Below are 15,744 nucleotides of genomic sequence, written 5' to 3'. Positions count from 1 at the left end.
ACTCGGCGGCAGGACGTGCGAGGCGTACGAGAGGACGCGTGTCGCTGGTCACCGGGACGGTGTACATCCCGCTGCCGGTCCGACGATCGGGGCACGGGTCGACGGCGACGGCGGTACCTGGAGCCGTTTCCCAGGTACCGCCGGATGGCCGGCGACGCCGATCGACTCCCTCCGGGAAAGCGGAAGCATCACGCAACGCCGCCGGACCCTTCGCCGCCGCGGCGAGCGCCGTCACACCGCCTCGACGGAGTCCGCCGTGCCACGGACGACCTCCCGCAGGCGTTTCTTGTCGATCTTGCCGACCTTTGTCAGCGGCAACTCCTCCACGACCATGAGGTCTTCGGGGAGCTTGTAGCGGGCCACCTGCATGGCGGTGAGGGCGGCACGCACCGATTCGAGGCTCAGGTGGGTCCCCGGCTCGACGACCACGACGGCGCACACCCGCTCCCCCAGGTCAGGATCGGCCTTCGCGACGGCCGCGACGCGGGCGACACCGGGCAGGCGGTAGATCAGGTTCTCGACCTCCTCGGCGGAGATCTTCTCGCCGCCCCGGTTGATGAGGTCCTTGTCCCGTCCTTCGACGACGAGATTGCCCGACGGGTGCAGCCGTACGACGTCACCCGTGCGGTACCAGCCGTCAGGGGTGAACGCTCGGGCGTTGTGATCGGCTGCCCGGTAGTAGCCGCGTGGGGTGTACGGGCCGCGGGTGAGCAGCGCGCCCATCTCGCCGGGCCGGACCGGCTCGTCGGAGGCGTCGACGACGAGGATCTCGTCGTCCGGGCACATGGGGCGGCCCTGCGTCTCGATCTTGATCTCGTCTGGGTCGTCGGGGCGCGTGTAGTTCAGCAGCCCTTCCGCCATGCCGAACACCTGCTGGAGTGTGCCGCCGAGCACGGGTTCGGCGCGGCGGGCGACCTCCGGCGCGAGGCGGGCGCCCCCCACCTGCAACAGCCGTAGGGCCGGCGGGGCGGGGTGGCGGCCCGAGGCCACCGCGTCGATCCAGCGCTGGACGACGGCCGGTACGGCGGCGGTGACCGTCACGCCCTCGGCGGCCATCAGCGGCAGCACCTTGCCGGGTTCCGGGGTGCGGGCCAGGACGACCCGGCCGCCGTTCATGAGGGTGCCCAGGATGCCGGGGCAGGCCAGGGGGAAGTTGTGTCCGGCGGGCAGCGCCACCAGGTAGACGGAGTCGGCGTCGAGGCCGCAGACCTCGGCGCTGCGCCGTGCGTTGTACTCGTAGTCGTCATGGGTGCGGGTGATGAGCTTCGGCAGTCCGGTCGTGCCGCCGGAGAGCAGGAAGACGGCGATGTCTCCGCTGTCCGGAGAGATGTCGTCGAGCCGGGCCCGTGCGCCGGCCGGGTCGTCGGCCGGTTCGGCCAGGGCGCGCAGGTCCGTGACGTCGGTACCGGCAGTGCCACCGGCGACGAGCAACAACCGTACGCTCGGGGTGTCTTCGGCGACCTCCCGGCCCAGGGCCCGGTGGTCGAAGTCGCCGAGTCGGTCCGGTACGGCGATCGCGGTGACCTCTGCATGGGCGGCCAGGTAGCGCAGTTCGTGACCGCGGTGCGCGGGCATCGCCATCACGGGAGCGATGCCGGCCCGCAGACAGGCGAGGGTGAGTGTGACGAACTCCCAGCCGTTGGGCAGCTGGAGGAGCATCGCGTCACCGGGGTTAAGGCCCCTGTCCAGCAGGCGGCACGCCAGTCCGTCAGCCCTGTCGACGAGTTGACGGTATGTCAGGCGCGTGTCGCCATCCACAACGGCCACTGTGCCGCCGTAGGTCTCCGCCCACTCGTGCAGGTACGAGCCGAGCGGCCTGCCACGCCAGTACCCGGCCTCGCGGTAGCGGTCGGCCGCCTCCTTGGGCCAGGGTACGAATCCCTCACGCGTCATCGGATCCTCCTTGATCCCGGGGGTCACGCAGCAGCAGTACGGCGTCGAGCGCGACGACGTCGCCGTCGGGCAGGACGCGCAAAGGGTTGATCTCGCACTCGGCCACGGCATCGTCGGCGGCAAGGGAGGCCAGGGCGAGCAGCACGTGGGTGAGTCGCGCACGGTCGACCGGGGTGGCACCGCGCGCGCCGAGGAACAGCTGGCTGGTCGCTAGCTCGTCGAGCATCCCATGGGCCTCGTTCGCGGACAGGGGCGCGAGGCGCAGGGAGACGTCGCCGAGGATTTCGGCGGCCGTTCCCCCGGCGCCCAGAGCCAGCACGGGGCCGAAGACCGGGTCCCGGCGTACGCCGACGATGAGTTCGGGACCCGCGGGGGCCATCTGCTCCACCAGCAGCGCGGGGCTCGCGGGCATGCGGACAAGGGCTTCGTCGAGCTCGTCGTGCGTGCGGATGCCGACCTGGACCCCGCCCACTTCCGTCTTGTGCAGGATGTCCGCGTCGAGGATCTTCACGACGACCGAGCCGCCGAGCTCGTCGAGAGCCGCGTGCGCTTCGGCGGGGTCGGCGCACACGCGCCGTACGGGTGTGTGGATGCCCAAGTCCGCCAGGACGCCCTTGGCCGTGTGCTCGTCGACCGGCCCCGGTGGGGGCAGGACGGGGGCATCGGAGGCGGTGAGGACGGCCTCCAGTCGAGTGCGCGCAGCCGCGTCCTCGACGAGCGCGCGCACCATCGCCGATCCGGAGGCAGGCGTGGCCGCGCAGGGAATGCCGGCTTCACCGAGTTCACGGCGGGCCCGCCGCGCCTGTTCCACGGGTCCGCCGACGACGGCGACGAGCGGGGTGGCCGTACGTGCGGCGGCCAGCGCGGCCGGGAGGTCCACGGTGGTGGGTTCCAACAGCCCGTAGACGGCGGTGACGTCGATACCGGGGTCCTCCGAGACCCGCTCCACCACCTGCGTGAGCACGGGCGAAGGGCGGCCGGTGTCGACGGGGTTGTTCAGATAGGTGAGGGCCGGGAGCAGCTCACGCAGCTCCTTCGCGGTCCGTTCGACCAGCGGCGGAACCTGGATGCCGTGGGAGCGCAGGTCGTCCGTGAGCAGCAGACCGGGTCCGGCCTGGGCGGTGACCAGGCCGATGCCTGGGCGTGGGTTGGCGGGTAGGCGTACGCGGCTGAGCGCGGTGACGGCGTCGACGAGGTCGCGTTCGTCGTCGACGAGGACGGCTCCGGCCTGGCGCAGGGCCGTCCGGGTCACGCGCCAGGAGGTGGCCAGGGCACCGGTGTGGGAGCGGGCGAAGTCTCCGATGTCGCTGCGGCCCACGACCAGGGCCACCACGGGGACACTATCGGTCAGACGCCGCACCGCCTCGGTGAGGCGGCGGCCTTCCGCGGCGGTCTCCACGTGCAGGGCGACGGCCCTTACGCCGTCGTCCTCGGCGAGGTGGCGCAGGACGTCGCCCTGGGTGACGTCCAGGCTGTTGCCGAGGCCGACCCCGAGGCGCAGGCCGACGCCGGCCTCGGCCAGGGCGAACGCCAGCGCGTGGTTCACGCCGCCGCTCGCGGCCACGACCGCCACCGGACCCGGTTCCAGGTCGGGCGCGCCCGGGACGAAACTGGCCGTGAGCCGTCGGTGGGGGACGAGGAAGCCCGAGGTGTTCGGTCCGAGGACCCGGATGCCGGTGTCCCGCACCACCTCGGTCAACGCCTGCTGGTGCAGCGCACCGTCACCCCCGGCTTCCGCGAAACCGCCGGCGCACACGAGTGCGGCGCGGGCGCCGACGGCGGCCGCCTCGCGCAGGGCGTCGGCGGTCACGGCGGCCGGGATGCAGGAGACGACCAGGTCGGGTGTGATGCCGTGACTTGCGGCGGCCTCGCCGACGGTGGGGAAGAAGCCCCGATCGGGGTCCGGACGGCCGGAGTTGACCTTCATCACCGGCCCCGGGAAGGAATCCAGGGAGTCGGCCATCGCCGCGCCGAGCTTCCCGGGCGTGGCCGATGCGCCGAGCACGGCGATGGCTCGGGGGGCGAACAGCGGTTCCAGGGTGGTCACTTGGTGCCTCCGACGAGGTCGGCCCGGCCGGAGAGGACGAGCGTGGTCGCGGTGTCGTCGTCGTACGCGCCGACGATCGCGGCGGGCAGGCTGTGCACGAGCCGGGCCTCCTCCGCGACCAGTACGCGGGTCAGCGCCGTACCGCCGCGTACACCGACGAGCAGGGCGCCCGCCTCTGCCGTCCCACGCACCTGATCAAGGGCGAGCGGCAGGCCCTCCTCGGTGTCCGGGGCGTCGATCCATACGCCCACCCCCGACGACCGACCGCTGAAGGGGACCATCGGGATGCCGGTGCCGTCGGTTCCGGTCAGGAGGTCGTCGTCGACCGTCACCCGCCGCGTGGGAAGGCGGTGCGGCCCGCCCTGGAATGGCGTCTGCAGGGGCTCCGCCTCGTGACGGCCCCGCCACCATCCGTCGACGCGGTCCACGTACAACGCGTCGCGCACGGCGAGTTTGCCCCGCGGGATGCTGCGGGTGAGGAAGTGGAAGGCGAACTGCGTCGGGTCGTCGAGCGTACGGACGTAGCGGCCGAAGTGCTCCCACCAGGACAGGCTGGGCCGCGCCGAGTTCTGGATCTTCTCCACCTTGGGGCGGCGGCGCTCCTCGTAGATCTCCAGTGCCTCCGGCACGCTGTGAGACGCCTCCCCCAGGGCCTCGGCCAGCGCGACCGCGTCCTCCATGGCCATCTTGGTTCCGGACCCGACGGAGAAGTGCGCGGTGTGCGCGGCGTCGCCCAGCAGCACCCACTTGCCCCGTCGCCACGAACGGGCCCTGCGGGTGGCGAAGTTGGCCCAGCGGGAGTTGTTGCCGACCAGCGGGTGCCCGTCGATCTGCTCACGGAACAGGTTTTCCAGGTAGCCCTTGGTCTTCTCGTCGCTCAGGCCCGGCGGAGTCGAGGGATCGAAGGCGTCCAGACCGGCCCTGGCCCATGAGTCCGCGTCGGTCTCGACGATGAAGGTGCTCAGCGAGTCACTGATCGGATAGGCGTGGGCGGCGAAGACACCGTGGGGGCCGTCCTGGTGGACGAAAGTGAGCCCGTCGAACGCGTAGGTCGTGCCGAACCAGATGAACTTCGCGCTCGCCACCTCGGCGGTCGGTCCGAAGTCGTCGGCGAACAGGGTGCGCAAACGGCTGTTGGCGCCGTCGCACACCACTACGAGGTCGAAGTCGTCCAGCTCGGAGGCGTCGCGGACCTCGTGCTGGAAGCGCATCCGCACGCCCTCGGCGCGGGCCCGTTCCTGCAGCAGGCTCAGCAGCGTCTTGCGGACCACAGCCGCCATGCCCATACCGCCCACGCGCTCCCGTGCCCCGTGCACGCGGACCTCGATGTCGTCCCAGTGCCGACCGTGCTTCTCCAGCGCCTCGCTGAGGACAGGGTCGGCGGCGTCAATGGCGTCGAGTGTGGCGTCCGAGAAGACCACTCCGAAGCCGAACGTGTCGTCCGGGCGGTTGCGTTCGAAGACCACGACCTCGGCGTCGGGCCGGCTGCGCTTGAGCAGTGTGGCGAAGAACAGTCCTCCGGGACCTGCGCCGATGCAGGCAACTTTCATCGTCTTTCCTTCGTGCTCACAGCCACGCGGGCAGCTTCGGCAGGAATCCCCCGCCGGTCGGGTACAAGGGACCGGGCACGGGGCGCCCGGTCACGTAGGCGGCCAGGCTGGGCAGACCACCACTGACCACGACCGGCTCGACGTCGACCGAGTCGCCCAGCAGCCAGGTGTGAGCGCCGTCCTCGGACTGCAGCCGGACGGAGGGGCAGTCCGGTCGACCCTGGAAGGATGCGGCCACGTCGTCGACCAGGGCCACGCACACATCGTGCGGGACATCGTCGAAGCTGGCGCCCATGTCCATGTCGACGGTGTGGACCCATACCTCCCGCACCCGCATCCAGGGCACCTGAGAGGCGGGCACCTCACGGCCTCGCGCGGTGCGCACGGTCGCCGCCCAGCACTCGTCGGGCAGGGCGGCGAGCTCCCCGGCGAGACGGCCGTCGGCCGCGAGCAGCTCGGCACGCAGCTTTTCGGCCGGCTGCCGGGCACCCTCCTCTATCTCCCGCGCACGCTGGTCGCCGCTTGCGTACATGGGCGTCTCGACACCGGTACGCGCCCAGGTCAGCAGGTTGACGAGTGCATCGGCGTTACGGGCGACGTGGGCGACCACGTGGGCGCGGCTCCAGCCCGGCAGATACGAAGGCCTGGTGAATCCTGGGTCGGTCAGCCGGTGCACGGCGGCTTCGAAGGCCGCCGTGCCCTTGGTCACTCGCCCCAGCATCGCGGCCGGGCGTTCGCTCACCGCGTCTCCCGACGGCAGGTGTTGCGGGTCTCGCCGATTCCCTCGATCCGGGTGACGAGGAGTGTTCCGTCCTGCAGATAGCGGGCGGGCTTGCGGGCGTGGCCGACCCCGCCCGGAGTGCCGGTGGCGATCACGTCGCCGGGCACGAGGGTGACGATCTCGGACAGGTACGCGATCAGTGCGGCCGGGTCGAAGACGAGGTCACCGGTGTCGGCCTTCTGGACCGTGTCGCCGTCGACCTCACACGTCAGGTTCAGGCCCTGTGCGGAGACCGTGGGGTCGTCGGCGGTCACCAGCCACGGTCCGATGGGTGTGGTGGCCTCGAAGTTCTTGCCCTGGTCCCACTGGGTGGTGCGGTACTGCCAATCGCGGGCGGTGACATCGTTGAGCACGGTGTACCCGGCGATCGCGGCCCGCGCCTGCTCCGTGTCGGCGTGCCGGACCTCGGCACCGATGACGACGCCGAGCTCGGCCTCCCAGTCCATCTGCGTGGACGCGGCGGGCAGGGTCACGTCGTCGTACGCGCCGACCAGCACCCGCGCGAACTTGGAGAACAGCGTGGGGTGCGAGGGGAGTTCGCGGCCCATCTCCAGAATGTGGGTGCGGTAGTTGAGACCGACGCACACGACCTTCTCCGGGGCGACGACCACGGGGGCGTAGTCCAGTGGGCCTTCGTACGTCTCACCGTCGGCGTCCGCGGCACGCGTCGCCCAGTCACCGTGGCGCAGGAAGACCGCCAGGTCGCTGTCGCCCAGGTCCACCGCCTTGTCTTCATCGATGCGGACGGCGCGCGTGGTGCCGTTGACGCGGATGGTGGCGAGCTTCACTTGTGTTCTCCTCGGGAGGTACGGGCGAGACCGAGGGCCTCGTAGACGGGCTCGTCGCTGAAGCGGAAGAGGTCGACCTGGGTGCGGGCGGACAGCGAGACCTCGCACCAGGAGGGGACGACGAACAGGTCGCCCTTGGCGATCTCGAAGACCTTGTCGCCGACCTGGGCGACCGCCTCGCCCTCGAACACCTGCCAGACCGCGGAGCCGGTTGTGCGCACCGGGGTGGTCCGGGCGCCGGCCCTCAGACGGCGCATCTCGGTGCGCATCGTGACCAGGGCGTCCTTGCCGGTGGTGGGGTTCGAGAAGCGGACTCCGGCGTGCCCGGGCTCGAGCACGCCGGGGACGCCCTCGTCCTCCAGTTCCAGCTGGGCGGTCAGAGCGGCATCGGTGTGCTCCCAGCGGTACGCGTTCAGCGGGGAGTTGGGCTGGTCAGGCCGGCTGATCGGGCGCAGTCCGGGGTGGCCCCACAGTCGCTGGCCGCGCGAGCGCTCGGGGGTTTCACGGGTGGAGAGCTCGTCGGGGCCGAATTCGAAGAAGCCGGCGTCCAGCTCGGAGACGAGCGGGATGTCCAGGCCGTCGAGCCAGGCCATCGGCTCATCGGTGACGTTCTGGTGCTCGTGGAAGGCCCAGCTCGGCGTGAGCAGCAGGTCACCCCGTCGCATCGCCACCGCGTCCCCGTCGACGTTGGTCCACACGCCCTCGCCTTCGACCACGAACCGGAAGGCGCCCTGGCTGTGCCGGTGCGAGGGCGCGACCTCGCGCGGTCCCAGGTACTGGATCGCGGTCCACAGCGTCGGGGTGGCGTAAGGCAGGCCCGGAAGACCGGGGTTGGACAGGGCCATGGCGCGGCGCTCGCCGCCACGCCCCACCGGCACGAGCTCTCCGGAGCGCTGTGCGATGGGCAGCAGCTCCGCCCACCGCCACAGGTGCGGCACCGCGGCTGGCTGCGGCACCATCGGCATGAGGCCGTCCACCTGGGTCCACAGCGGGATCAGGCCCGCGTCCTCGAAATCCGCGTAGAGCTCGTCGAGCAGCTTGCGCTCGGTCTGTTCGCTGGTGGTGTCGGTCATGGAAAACCTCCACGTTCGTGTCGTACGGCGACCGCCGGAAGAAGCGCGCATCGTTCTGCGCCGTCCCTGACGCTACGCCGCGATTTCCCCTCACCGGAATCTATGAGGGGTAGAATTCCTCTATGGAGAATTCAAGCAGCCCCTCGCCGAGCCCCTCGTATCCGGTGAGCGCCGCCGGCAACGCCCTGCGCGTCGTCCGGCTGCTGCACGAGCTCGACGAGCTTCGGGTGATGGACGTCGCCGACCGGCTCGGCGTCGCGCGCTCGACCGCGCACCGGATCCTCGCGATGCTCGTCTTCGAGGGATTCGCCGTGCAGGACCGCCACAAGGTGTACCGGCCGGGGCCGGCTCTGCAGGCGATCAGGGGAAGCCAGGCGCCCCCTCCTCCGGACCTGATCACCATCGCCCATCCCCACCTGCAACGGCTGGCGGACGCCGTCCGGGAGACGACCCACCTGATGGTGCTCGAGGGCAACGGCAGCCGCTTCCTCGACGGCGTGGAAGGCTCACAGGCGCTGCGCGTCAGCTACCGCACCGGCACACTCCTGCCCGCCCACGTGACCTCGGGCGGCAAGGCCCTGCTCGCCGCACTGCCGACTGACCGGCTCCGGGCTCTCTACCCCAACGGGCTCCCCGAGGACCGGGCCAGAGCTCCCAAGGACTTCGAGAGCCTGATGAAGGAGCTGGTGTCCGTGCGCCGCCACGGCTACGCCCTCAATTTTCAGGAGAGCGAGCGCGGAGTGCACGCCGTCGGCGCGTGCGTGCGCGACCGTACGGGCGTCGCCGTAGCAGCCGTGGTCGTGGCGGCTCCGTCCGTCCGCTGCACCCGCGCACGGCTCGCCGAACTGTCCGAACCCCTGCTCGCGACAGCGCGGGAGATCGGTCAGGGTCTGTGAACGGCGGCGGCGCACGCCACCGTCAAACCGCATGGTGGCGTGCGCCGTAGCGTCTTCGAGGCATGCCGTACGACCTCTGCGAAGGGCACCCGGTGAAGGCGGCAGCTGTAGTCGTTCTCCAGAGCGGCCCCAGCCCGCGCCGCCGACCCACCGGCTGGGCGCGAACGTCGTTCATCAGCGGGGGCGAGAGTTCGTCAACGCTTGAGCATCGTGGCTCGTCACAGTCCCAGAACGCGCTCGGCGTTGCCGTGCGCGATGCTCGCGAGGTCGGCCGGCGCGTACGGTGCGGAGCGCAGGAATTCCACCGCCGCAGCACTGGACTCGAACGGGTAGTCGATGGAGAACAGGACCCGGTCGACACCCACGGCATGGACGGCTCCCAGCAGCGCGGCGTGCGACATGACTCCGCTGGTGGTGACGTACACGTTGTTCCGCAGGTAGTACGAGGGCAGGTGTTGCACCCTGCGCTCGGGGGGCACCTGGCCGTAGCGGCTGTCGAGCCTGGCCATCTGGAACGGCAGCAGCTCGCCCATGTGGCCCAACATCACCGACGCGCGCGGGAACTCGTCGAACACACCGCCGTAGATCAACCGGAGCGCATGGGCACCCGTCGTCGCGGTCCACCCCCACGACGGCCCGACCAGCACGGGGTACCCGTCGAAGACGCGCCAGTTGTCGGCCGGGACAACGGCCGGATGCAGATACAGCGTCACACCGAGGCGCTCCAGTTCAGCCCATACCGGCCTGAACTGCGGCTCGTCCAGGTAGTGCCCCCGCACATGGTCGTTGTACAGCACGCCTTTGAGCCCGAGTTCCTTCACCGCTCGGCGCAGCTCCACGACCGCGGCCTTGGGGTCCTGCAGCGGAAGGACCGCGAAGCCCGCGAACCGTTTCGGATGTGCGGCGACCGCCTTGGCAAGATGGTCGTTGACCCGCCGCGCGACGGCCACCGCCTCCGCCGGGTCCTCGATCACTTCCAAGCCCGGCGTGGCGTACGAGAGGACCTGGACATCGACGCCGTTGGCATCCATGTCCGCCAGGCGCAGGTCGGTCAGATCGTCCAGGCGACGGAACCACTCCTGCTTGATCGCCTCTGGCGCCTCCAAGCGCTGACGGATCGCTCCCTCCTGCCGGATGGCTCCAGGAATGGAGAACGCCTCTTCCACGGCCACGATGCGCATCTTCTTCTCCTTTGTTTCGGCATGCCGATGTCCCTTTGAGCCGGCCCCCGCCGTGGAGGCACGACTGCCGGACACCGCCTCGGCGGCGAGCGCGGGTTGCCCCCCGGCCAGACCGCCGACCATGGCGGCTCCTCCGGCAGCGGCAGTAGCGGCGATGAATCTTCGCCGGGTGGACTCGGCAGGAGGCTCGGTACGGGGCTCAGCGGGCGGATTCATGGCTTGGAAGGAACGGTCGTCGGGCATGTCCACTCTCCCTCTGGGGCGCGCGGGTGATTGCCAGGGTCCTGCCAATGGCTGTTGCGCTCCGCGAGGGTGCGCGTCGTTCGCGATCAGGCCGATGACCCTTGGAGCCGCAGCCGTCGAAGGCATGGCGGCAGGCAGGGAGTGGGCTGGTCGTGACCGGCTCGCAGAGTTGACGGGCCGCGTCCGGCGACCGGGTCGCGCTCCAGAGCGCTCCTGGGTGACGTGGGCTGCTACCCACTCCCTCTCTTGAACTGGAGCCAAGCTAGTTCTAGGATATTTTCCAGTCAAGACCAGTAACGTAGCCGGACATGCTCGGCCGCATCTCATGACTCGCAGTCAAGAACCTGGGCGGTCTGTCAACCTGTACCGACCGCCACGGCCAGGCCACGCAAACGGGCTACCCCGGATCGTCAGACTGGTCAGTTCTCTGGTCCGCCCCGGATGAGCCGCATGGTCGGGGTCTGCTCGCGCAGGGTCTTCCCGGGGCGGGTGAGGTGCCGGCGGCCGTGCCGGGCCTGCGATGAACCGCGTAACGATCTGAAGGAACGTGAGAGTGGAACAGACCATGATGGCGGTCCGCCTGTTCGAACATGGCGGGCCCGAGGTGCTCAAGTACATCGAGGCACCGATCCCCGACATCGGCCCCGACGACGTCTTGTTGCGCGTGCACGCCACGGCCGTCAACAGCTGGGACCTGCGCTACCGCTCGGGCAACCTGCCGCAGCCTCTCCCGGGACGGCCGGCCTGGCCCCTGCCGTTCCAGCTCGGCCGTGACGCGGCCGGTGAGATCGTCGCCACCGGCGAGAACGTCACCCGCTGGCGCACCGGCGACAGGGCGGTCCAGCTTCCGCACCCGCCATGCCGCAACTGCGCCCTGTGCGTACGCGGACTCGAAAACCTGTGTGTCGACACCGCCTATCCCGGACACCAGGTCTTCGGCGGATACGCCCAGTACGTCGCGCGTCGCCAGGACGCCGTCCTGCCCATCCCCGACGGCGTCGACTACGAGACGGCCGCGGCCACCATGTGGACCTACACCACCCCGCTCAACTGCGCCCGGCAAGCGCCCGTCGGCCCCGGCGACACGGTGGTCATCACCGGCGCCAGCGGCGGAATGGCGATCGCCTGCGCACAACTGGCCAAGCTGAGCGGGGCCACCGTCATCGGCACCACAACGAAGCCGGACCGCGACGAAGCACTCGGCAGGCTCGGCTACGACCACATCGTGCACTCCACCGACCCCCGGATGCCGGCACAGATACGCGAGCTGACCCACGGCCTGGGCGCCGACGCCGTCTGGGACTGCGTCGGCGGCAACGACTTCTTCCAGCTCTCCCTTGCCTGCACACGCCTCGGCGGCACGGTCATCGTCCTTGGCACACCGACCGACCAGGGATCCCGCCTCGAACTGGACGCACTCGCCCTCATCGGCCAACAGGTCAAGATCGCCAGCGTGCGCGGTGCCACTCTGCGCGACCAACAACTGTGCCTGGAACTGCTGGCAGACAAGAAGATCACCCCGATCATCGACCGCGCCTACCCCCTCGAAGAAGCAGCCGAAGCCCACACCTACCTCGAAAGCCAACGACAGACCGGCAAAGTCATCCTCCTGCCCTGACGCCCGGCCAACTGCCACAGGGGTACGGGTGGAGCCCTGGGGGGTGGCCTTCACGGGCCCCGCCGCTGTTCGCTGCGTGACCCCACCCGTGCCGTGCCGCCTGGTCCACCCGGGCCCGGGCCGCCGCCACGCGGCCATCGCCGTGCGGGTGGGTGACGCCGTTCGTTGTCCTGCGTGCCGGCGCTTCGCGCGCACCGCGCGCAGCCGGGCCTGAGCGGGACACGGGTCTTCAGGCGCAGGTGGGTGCTGCTCCGCGGGCGGCGTGACCGCGCGGACGTGCGACGTTCACCGGTGCGCTGCGAGTGAAAGGACGGAGAGCCATGCGCCGTCGTACGGTTCCACCCACGGTCGTCCCCGCAGCAAGGCCGTGGAACAGGCGATTCTGGAAGCGCTGACGGAACTGTGCGAGGACGGTGTTCCGTTGGCCGATCTCTCCGTCGAACGCGCCGCCCGCACCGCCGGCGTCGACAAGGCGGCCATCTACCGCCGCCGGAGCGGCAAGGAGGACCTGTCCTTCGACGTCATCCGCGCCGCTGAGCCCGGCCGCCCCGACCACCGCGAACGGGCGGTTCCTGGCTGCGTACGGCTTCTGATTCGGACACTTCCTGGCCTCCTCCCGCTGTTGTGAGGCGGCTCCTCGGAGCCGTGACGGTGCTCGTGCGTCGGGTCAGGGGTTGATCACGGTCATCCACATCGGGTCGTCGGCACGTTGCTCTATGGCGTCCATGGCCTTGAGCGCTTCGGTGAGCGGGAACCGATGGGTGATGAGCTCGTCGGCGGTGAGGGTGCCCGTCTCGAGCAGCCGAAGGACATCCGTCGTGTCCTGGCGGGTGCACGCACGAGTGGCGACGAAGCGCCAGCAGTGCATCATCAGGGCGATAGGGGGCAGCGACAGCGGGGTGGAGTTGCCGCCCATGTGCACGAGTGTGCCGCCGGTGGCCATGCCGGCCATGGTCTGGCCGAGGGCGGGACCGTCCGGGATGAAGTCGATGACGGCGTGGGCTCCGGCCGGTGCCAGCCGGCGCAGCCTGCGGGTGAGAGTGCCGTCGGTCGACCAGTCCTCAGGGAGTTCGTCGAGTGCGACGATGCCGGCCGGTATGCCGCCGGCGAGCCCCGCGACGCGCTGGAGGCGCTCTGTGTCACGGCCTACGAGGACAAGACGGGCGACTCCGAAGTGCTCCGCGAGTTTGACCGTCGCGGTTCCCATGGTGCCGGTCGCGGCGGTGACCACGAGAGTGGCCCGTTCCGGAAGGTCGGCGCACTTGAGTGCGCGCACGGCGTTGGCCAGATCCTGGACCTTGGCCGCGACGTCGAAGCTGACGGAGTCCGGCAGGGAATCGATCAGCCAGTGCGGAACACGGACGTATTCCGCGAGTCCGCCGTCGTGGTACTGCTCGTACAGGGGCATCGGAGCAGCGCCGAAGGCGGCATGGCCGAGCATGGCCTGCTGGGCGCACATCATGTCCCGGCCGGTACGGCAGTAGTCGCACTCACGGCAGTTCAGCAGGGGGTGGACCCGCACCCGGTCGCCGACCGCGTGGCCCGTGACATCGCGGCCGACGGCGGAGACGACTCCTGCGGCCTCGTGGCCGAGGGTGGTGGGCAGGTGCTTCAGCGCTCCCATCCGCAGCAGGCGCATGATCCCCGGGGCCAGGCCGGCGGAGGCGACTTTCACGACCACGTCGAGCGGACCAGGCTCGGGGACGGGCAGCTCGTCCAGGACGAGCGCTTCGGCGCCCTGGTGCGCTCGCAGGGCAAGCATCGTGGCCATCAGCGGACCTCCATGGTGAGGCTCGAAAGCCGTTCGGGGGTACAGGCATCCGCCGTACGCGCGGTCTCGGCGACCTGGGGCAGTTCCTGGTGCGAGAGAAGACTGACGTAGTCACCGGGCTCGGTCACGACGCTGGCGTGGGAGATCCCGAGCGGGATGCGGACGAAGTCGCCCGGCTGAAGGTCGACGATGCCCCGCTGGGTGATCAGCGTGCGGTGGCCATGGGCCTGGTACTGGATTTCGTCGGCGTCGAGGGTGCGCCGGTAGCGGCGCTGTCCGCCCGGGGTGGTGGTGACCATGCCGAGGCGGATGCGATCGGTCGTGTACAGCCAGGTGACGTCCTGACTGGGATCGGCCCGGAGCACCGCCATCCGCTGCTCCTCCTGGTGCACCTGCTCGAGCAGGAGCTTTTCGTCGACCCCGAAGACGGTGATGTCGTGGCCGAGCGCGGCCATGCATTGAGTGATCGCCTCGTTGGCCTTGCCGGGCTGCCAGCCGGGGAACGGCGGGAACGTGGCCCGGGACTCCCGCTGGGCCGGTGCCAGCTCGGTGACCGGTGCGGGGATGTAGAACAGCAGGTGGCTGTCCTCGCGACCGTAGTTGTCGTGGGCGACGCCGCGCGGGATACGGGAGAAATCGCCGGGCTGGAACTCGATCACGCCGAGTTCGGACATCAGCGTCCGCCCGCCGCCGATCTGGTAGGAGATCTCGTCGACGTCGCAGTTGCGATGGTAGAACGGCTGCCGGCCGTCCATTTTCTGCCACTCGACGCGGATCTCGTCGTTCTCGTAGACACCGCGCGGAGGGGCGAATGCCTCCGGCTCGTACTGCTGCGGGTAGTGCACCACGGTCAGCGGCGGGTGCTCCTGCCACAGTTTGACGGGCACCTTCGGGGGATGCGGCGGCGAGAGCAGCAAGCCCTCGTCGCGGACGATACTGCGCAGCGGATGGTCGGAGCCCAGGACCATGACGTCTTCAACGACACCCACGGGGACCTCCTTGTCCTTCGGTGAACGGCTGGATCAACTTGGGTGACGGGGAGGGAGTGTGTGCCGCCGCCTGCTGGCCGAAGCCCGTGGCAGTGGTCACCTCTTTCGGCCCCAGTACATCTCGATGCCCTTCCACTCCATCAGCTGAGGGCTGTCGACCTTGTCCCCGAACGCCTCGCGGATCTGCTCTCCGGAGTAGTAGGGGATGTCGTCCACGGGGACGTGCCCGAAGAGTTTGTCGAACCACTGCCGCAGGTGGACGTCGGAGTCGACACGGGAGAAGAACGTCGCTCCCTTCAAGACCGCTTCGGCCAGCACGATGCGCCGGCCGGGCTTCATCACCCGCAGCAGGTCCGCAGCCGTCTCAGGCCAGTCGTCACAGTGCTGTGTCGCCTGCAGCACGGCGACGCAATCGTATGCCTCGTCGCCCACCGAGTCCGTGTACGACCAGCGCCAGCAGCCAACCTGGCCGTTCCGCCCGGGAACCTTGCCCAGGACGGCGTTTCGTCCGTCCTTGATGATCTCCACGGTGTCGATGACGCCCTCCGGTCCCACCAAGGCCCGCATGTCCTCGACCCACCCGGCGGGGGCGATGCCCTCACCGATGAGCAGAACCCGGTCTCCCCGACGGAGTTCGAGGAGACCGTAGACGATCTCGGAGATCGGCCGGGCCAGCTCCTGCCAGATGTACGGCAGGCCACCGGCGATGGCCATGGCCATCTCCCATTTCGCCCGCAGCTTCACATCGTGGATCTCCGGGCCGAAGCGCTCCTCGTCCCACTGCTGGATGTACTTCCACGGGTCTCCGCCGCCGAAGCTGTCCTTGGCTTCCGTACTCATGTCGTCGTGTCCTCCGTTGGCTGCCGGAATCGTGTGGTGAGGGCGACATTTCTCCGGCTGGAACGCCGCCGCCG

Annotated in this window: 12 protein-coding genes and 1 pseudogene; 3 read left to right on the top strand and 10 right to left on the bottom strand. The window is 70.0% G+C overall.

The genetic code is table 11. The annotated features are described in order from the left end of the window. Positions 1-231: 231 nt before the first annotated feature. Genes OHS82_RS38715 through OHS82_RS38690 form a run of 6 tightly spaced genes read right to left on the bottom strand, consistent with a single transcriptional unit; the run spans position 232 to position 8,132 of the window. Positions 232-1,893, bottom strand: coding sequence for a (2,3-dihydroxybenzoyl)adenylate synthase (locus OHS82_RS38715; protein ID WP_328435567.1), 1,662 nt, complete (start codon positions 1,891-1,893; stop codon positions 232-234). Continuing rightward, the gene (locus tag OHS82_RS38710; RefSeq protein WP_057581602.1) at positions 1,883-3,940 is read right to left on the bottom strand and encodes an acetate--CoA ligase family protein; all 2,058 of its coding nucleotides are present in this window, start codon (positions 3,938-3,940) and stop codon (positions 1,883-1,885) included. Before OHS82_RS38710 ends, OHS82_RS38715 begins: the two co-directional genes overlap by 11 nt. Beyond that, the gene (locus OHS82_RS38705; RefSeq protein ID WP_328435566.1) at positions 3,937-5,490 is read right to left on the bottom strand and encodes an FAD-dependent monooxygenase; all 1,554 of its coding nucleotides are present in this window, start codon (positions 5,488-5,490) and stop codon (positions 3,937-3,939) included. The genes OHS82_RS38710 and OHS82_RS38705 overlap by 4 nt, the downstream gene beginning before the upstream one ends. Before the next feature lie 16 nt (positions 5,491-5,506). Continuing rightward, a complete protein-coding gene (locus OHS82_RS38700; protein WP_328435565.1) occupies positions 5,507-6,232 on the bottom strand; it encodes a maleylpyruvate isomerase family mycothiol-dependent enzyme in 726 nt (241 codons plus the stop codon). Continuing rightward, the gene (locus tag OHS82_RS38695) at positions 6,229-7,059 is read right to left on the bottom strand and encodes a fumarylacetoacetate hydrolase family protein (RefSeq protein ID WP_057581597.1); all 831 of its coding nucleotides are present in this window, start codon (positions 7,057-7,059) and stop codon (positions 6,229-6,231) included. The genes OHS82_RS38700 and OHS82_RS38695 overlap by 4 nt, the downstream gene beginning before the upstream one ends. Further along, on the bottom strand, positions 7,056-8,132 hold the full coding sequence (locus OHS82_RS38690; RefSeq protein WP_328435564.1) for a cupin domain-containing protein: 1,077 nt from the start codon (positions 8,130-8,132) through the stop codon (positions 7,056-7,058). The genes OHS82_RS38695 and OHS82_RS38690 overlap by 4 nt, the downstream gene beginning before the upstream one ends. A gap of 122 nt (positions 8,133-8,254) precedes the next feature. Between OHS82_RS38690 and OHS82_RS38685 the strand changes: the two genes are divergently transcribed. Further along, a complete protein-coding gene (locus tag OHS82_RS38685; protein ID WP_328435563.1) occupies positions 8,255-9,028 on the top strand; it encodes an IclR family transcriptional regulator in 774 nt (257 codons plus the stop codon). A 218-nt stretch (positions 9,029-9,246) separates the two neighbouring features. Here OHS82_RS38685 and OHS82_RS38680 read toward each other — a convergent pair whose 3' ends face one another. Continuing rightward, positions 9,247-10,452 carry an amidohydrolase family protein gene (locus OHS82_RS38680; RefSeq protein WP_242433277.1) on the bottom strand — a complete coding sequence of 402 codons (1,206 nt, stop codon included), beginning with the start codon at positions 10,450-10,452 and terminating at the stop codon, positions 9,247-9,249. Positions 10,453-11,005: 553 nt separating this feature from the next. Here OHS82_RS38680 and OHS82_RS38675 point away from each other — a divergent pair. Further along, positions 11,006-12,070, top strand: coding sequence for a quinone oxidoreductase family protein (locus OHS82_RS38675; RefSeq protein ID WP_057581594.1), 1,065 nt, complete (start codon positions 11,006-11,008; stop codon positions 12,068-12,070). 262 nt (positions 12,071-12,332) lie between these two features. Then, positions 12,333-12,623: pseudogene (locus OHS82_RS38670) on the top strand (hypothetical protein); the annotation flags it as partial. A 114-nt stretch (positions 12,624-12,737) separates the two neighbouring features. On the opposite strand, the gene OHS82_RS38665 reads toward OHS82_RS38670, so the two are convergent. The 3 genes from OHS82_RS38665 to OHS82_RS38655 all read right to left on the bottom strand — a co-directional run bounded on the left by OHS82_RS38665 (position 12,738) and on the right by OHS82_RS38655 (position 15,670). Next, a complete protein-coding gene (locus tag OHS82_RS38665) occupies positions 12,738-13,841 on the bottom strand; it encodes an alcohol dehydrogenase catalytic domain-containing protein (protein WP_328435562.1) in 1,104 nt (367 codons plus the stop codon). Continuing rightward, positions 13,841-14,830, bottom strand: coding sequence for a hypothetical protein (locus OHS82_RS38660; RefSeq protein WP_328435561.1), 990 nt, complete (start codon positions 14,828-14,830; stop codon positions 13,841-13,843). Before OHS82_RS38660 ends, OHS82_RS38665 begins: the two co-directional genes overlap by 1 nt. Before the next feature lie 96 nt (positions 14,831-14,926). Continuing rightward, positions 14,927-15,670: a hypothetical protein gene (locus OHS82_RS38655; protein WP_057581589.1), complete on the bottom strand. Its 744-nt coding sequence runs from the start codon at positions 15,668-15,670 to the stop codon at positions 14,927-14,929. Between the last annotated feature and the right edge of the window lie 74 nt (positions 15,671-15,744).

This window comes from Streptomyces sp. NBC_00425, assembly GCF_036030735.1.
Lineage (GTDB): Bacteria > Actinomycetota > Actinomycetes > Streptomycetales > Streptomycetaceae > Streptomyces.
Note: the sequence above shows the minus strand (reverse complement) of the source record. Positions and strands in the feature narration are given on the sequence as shown.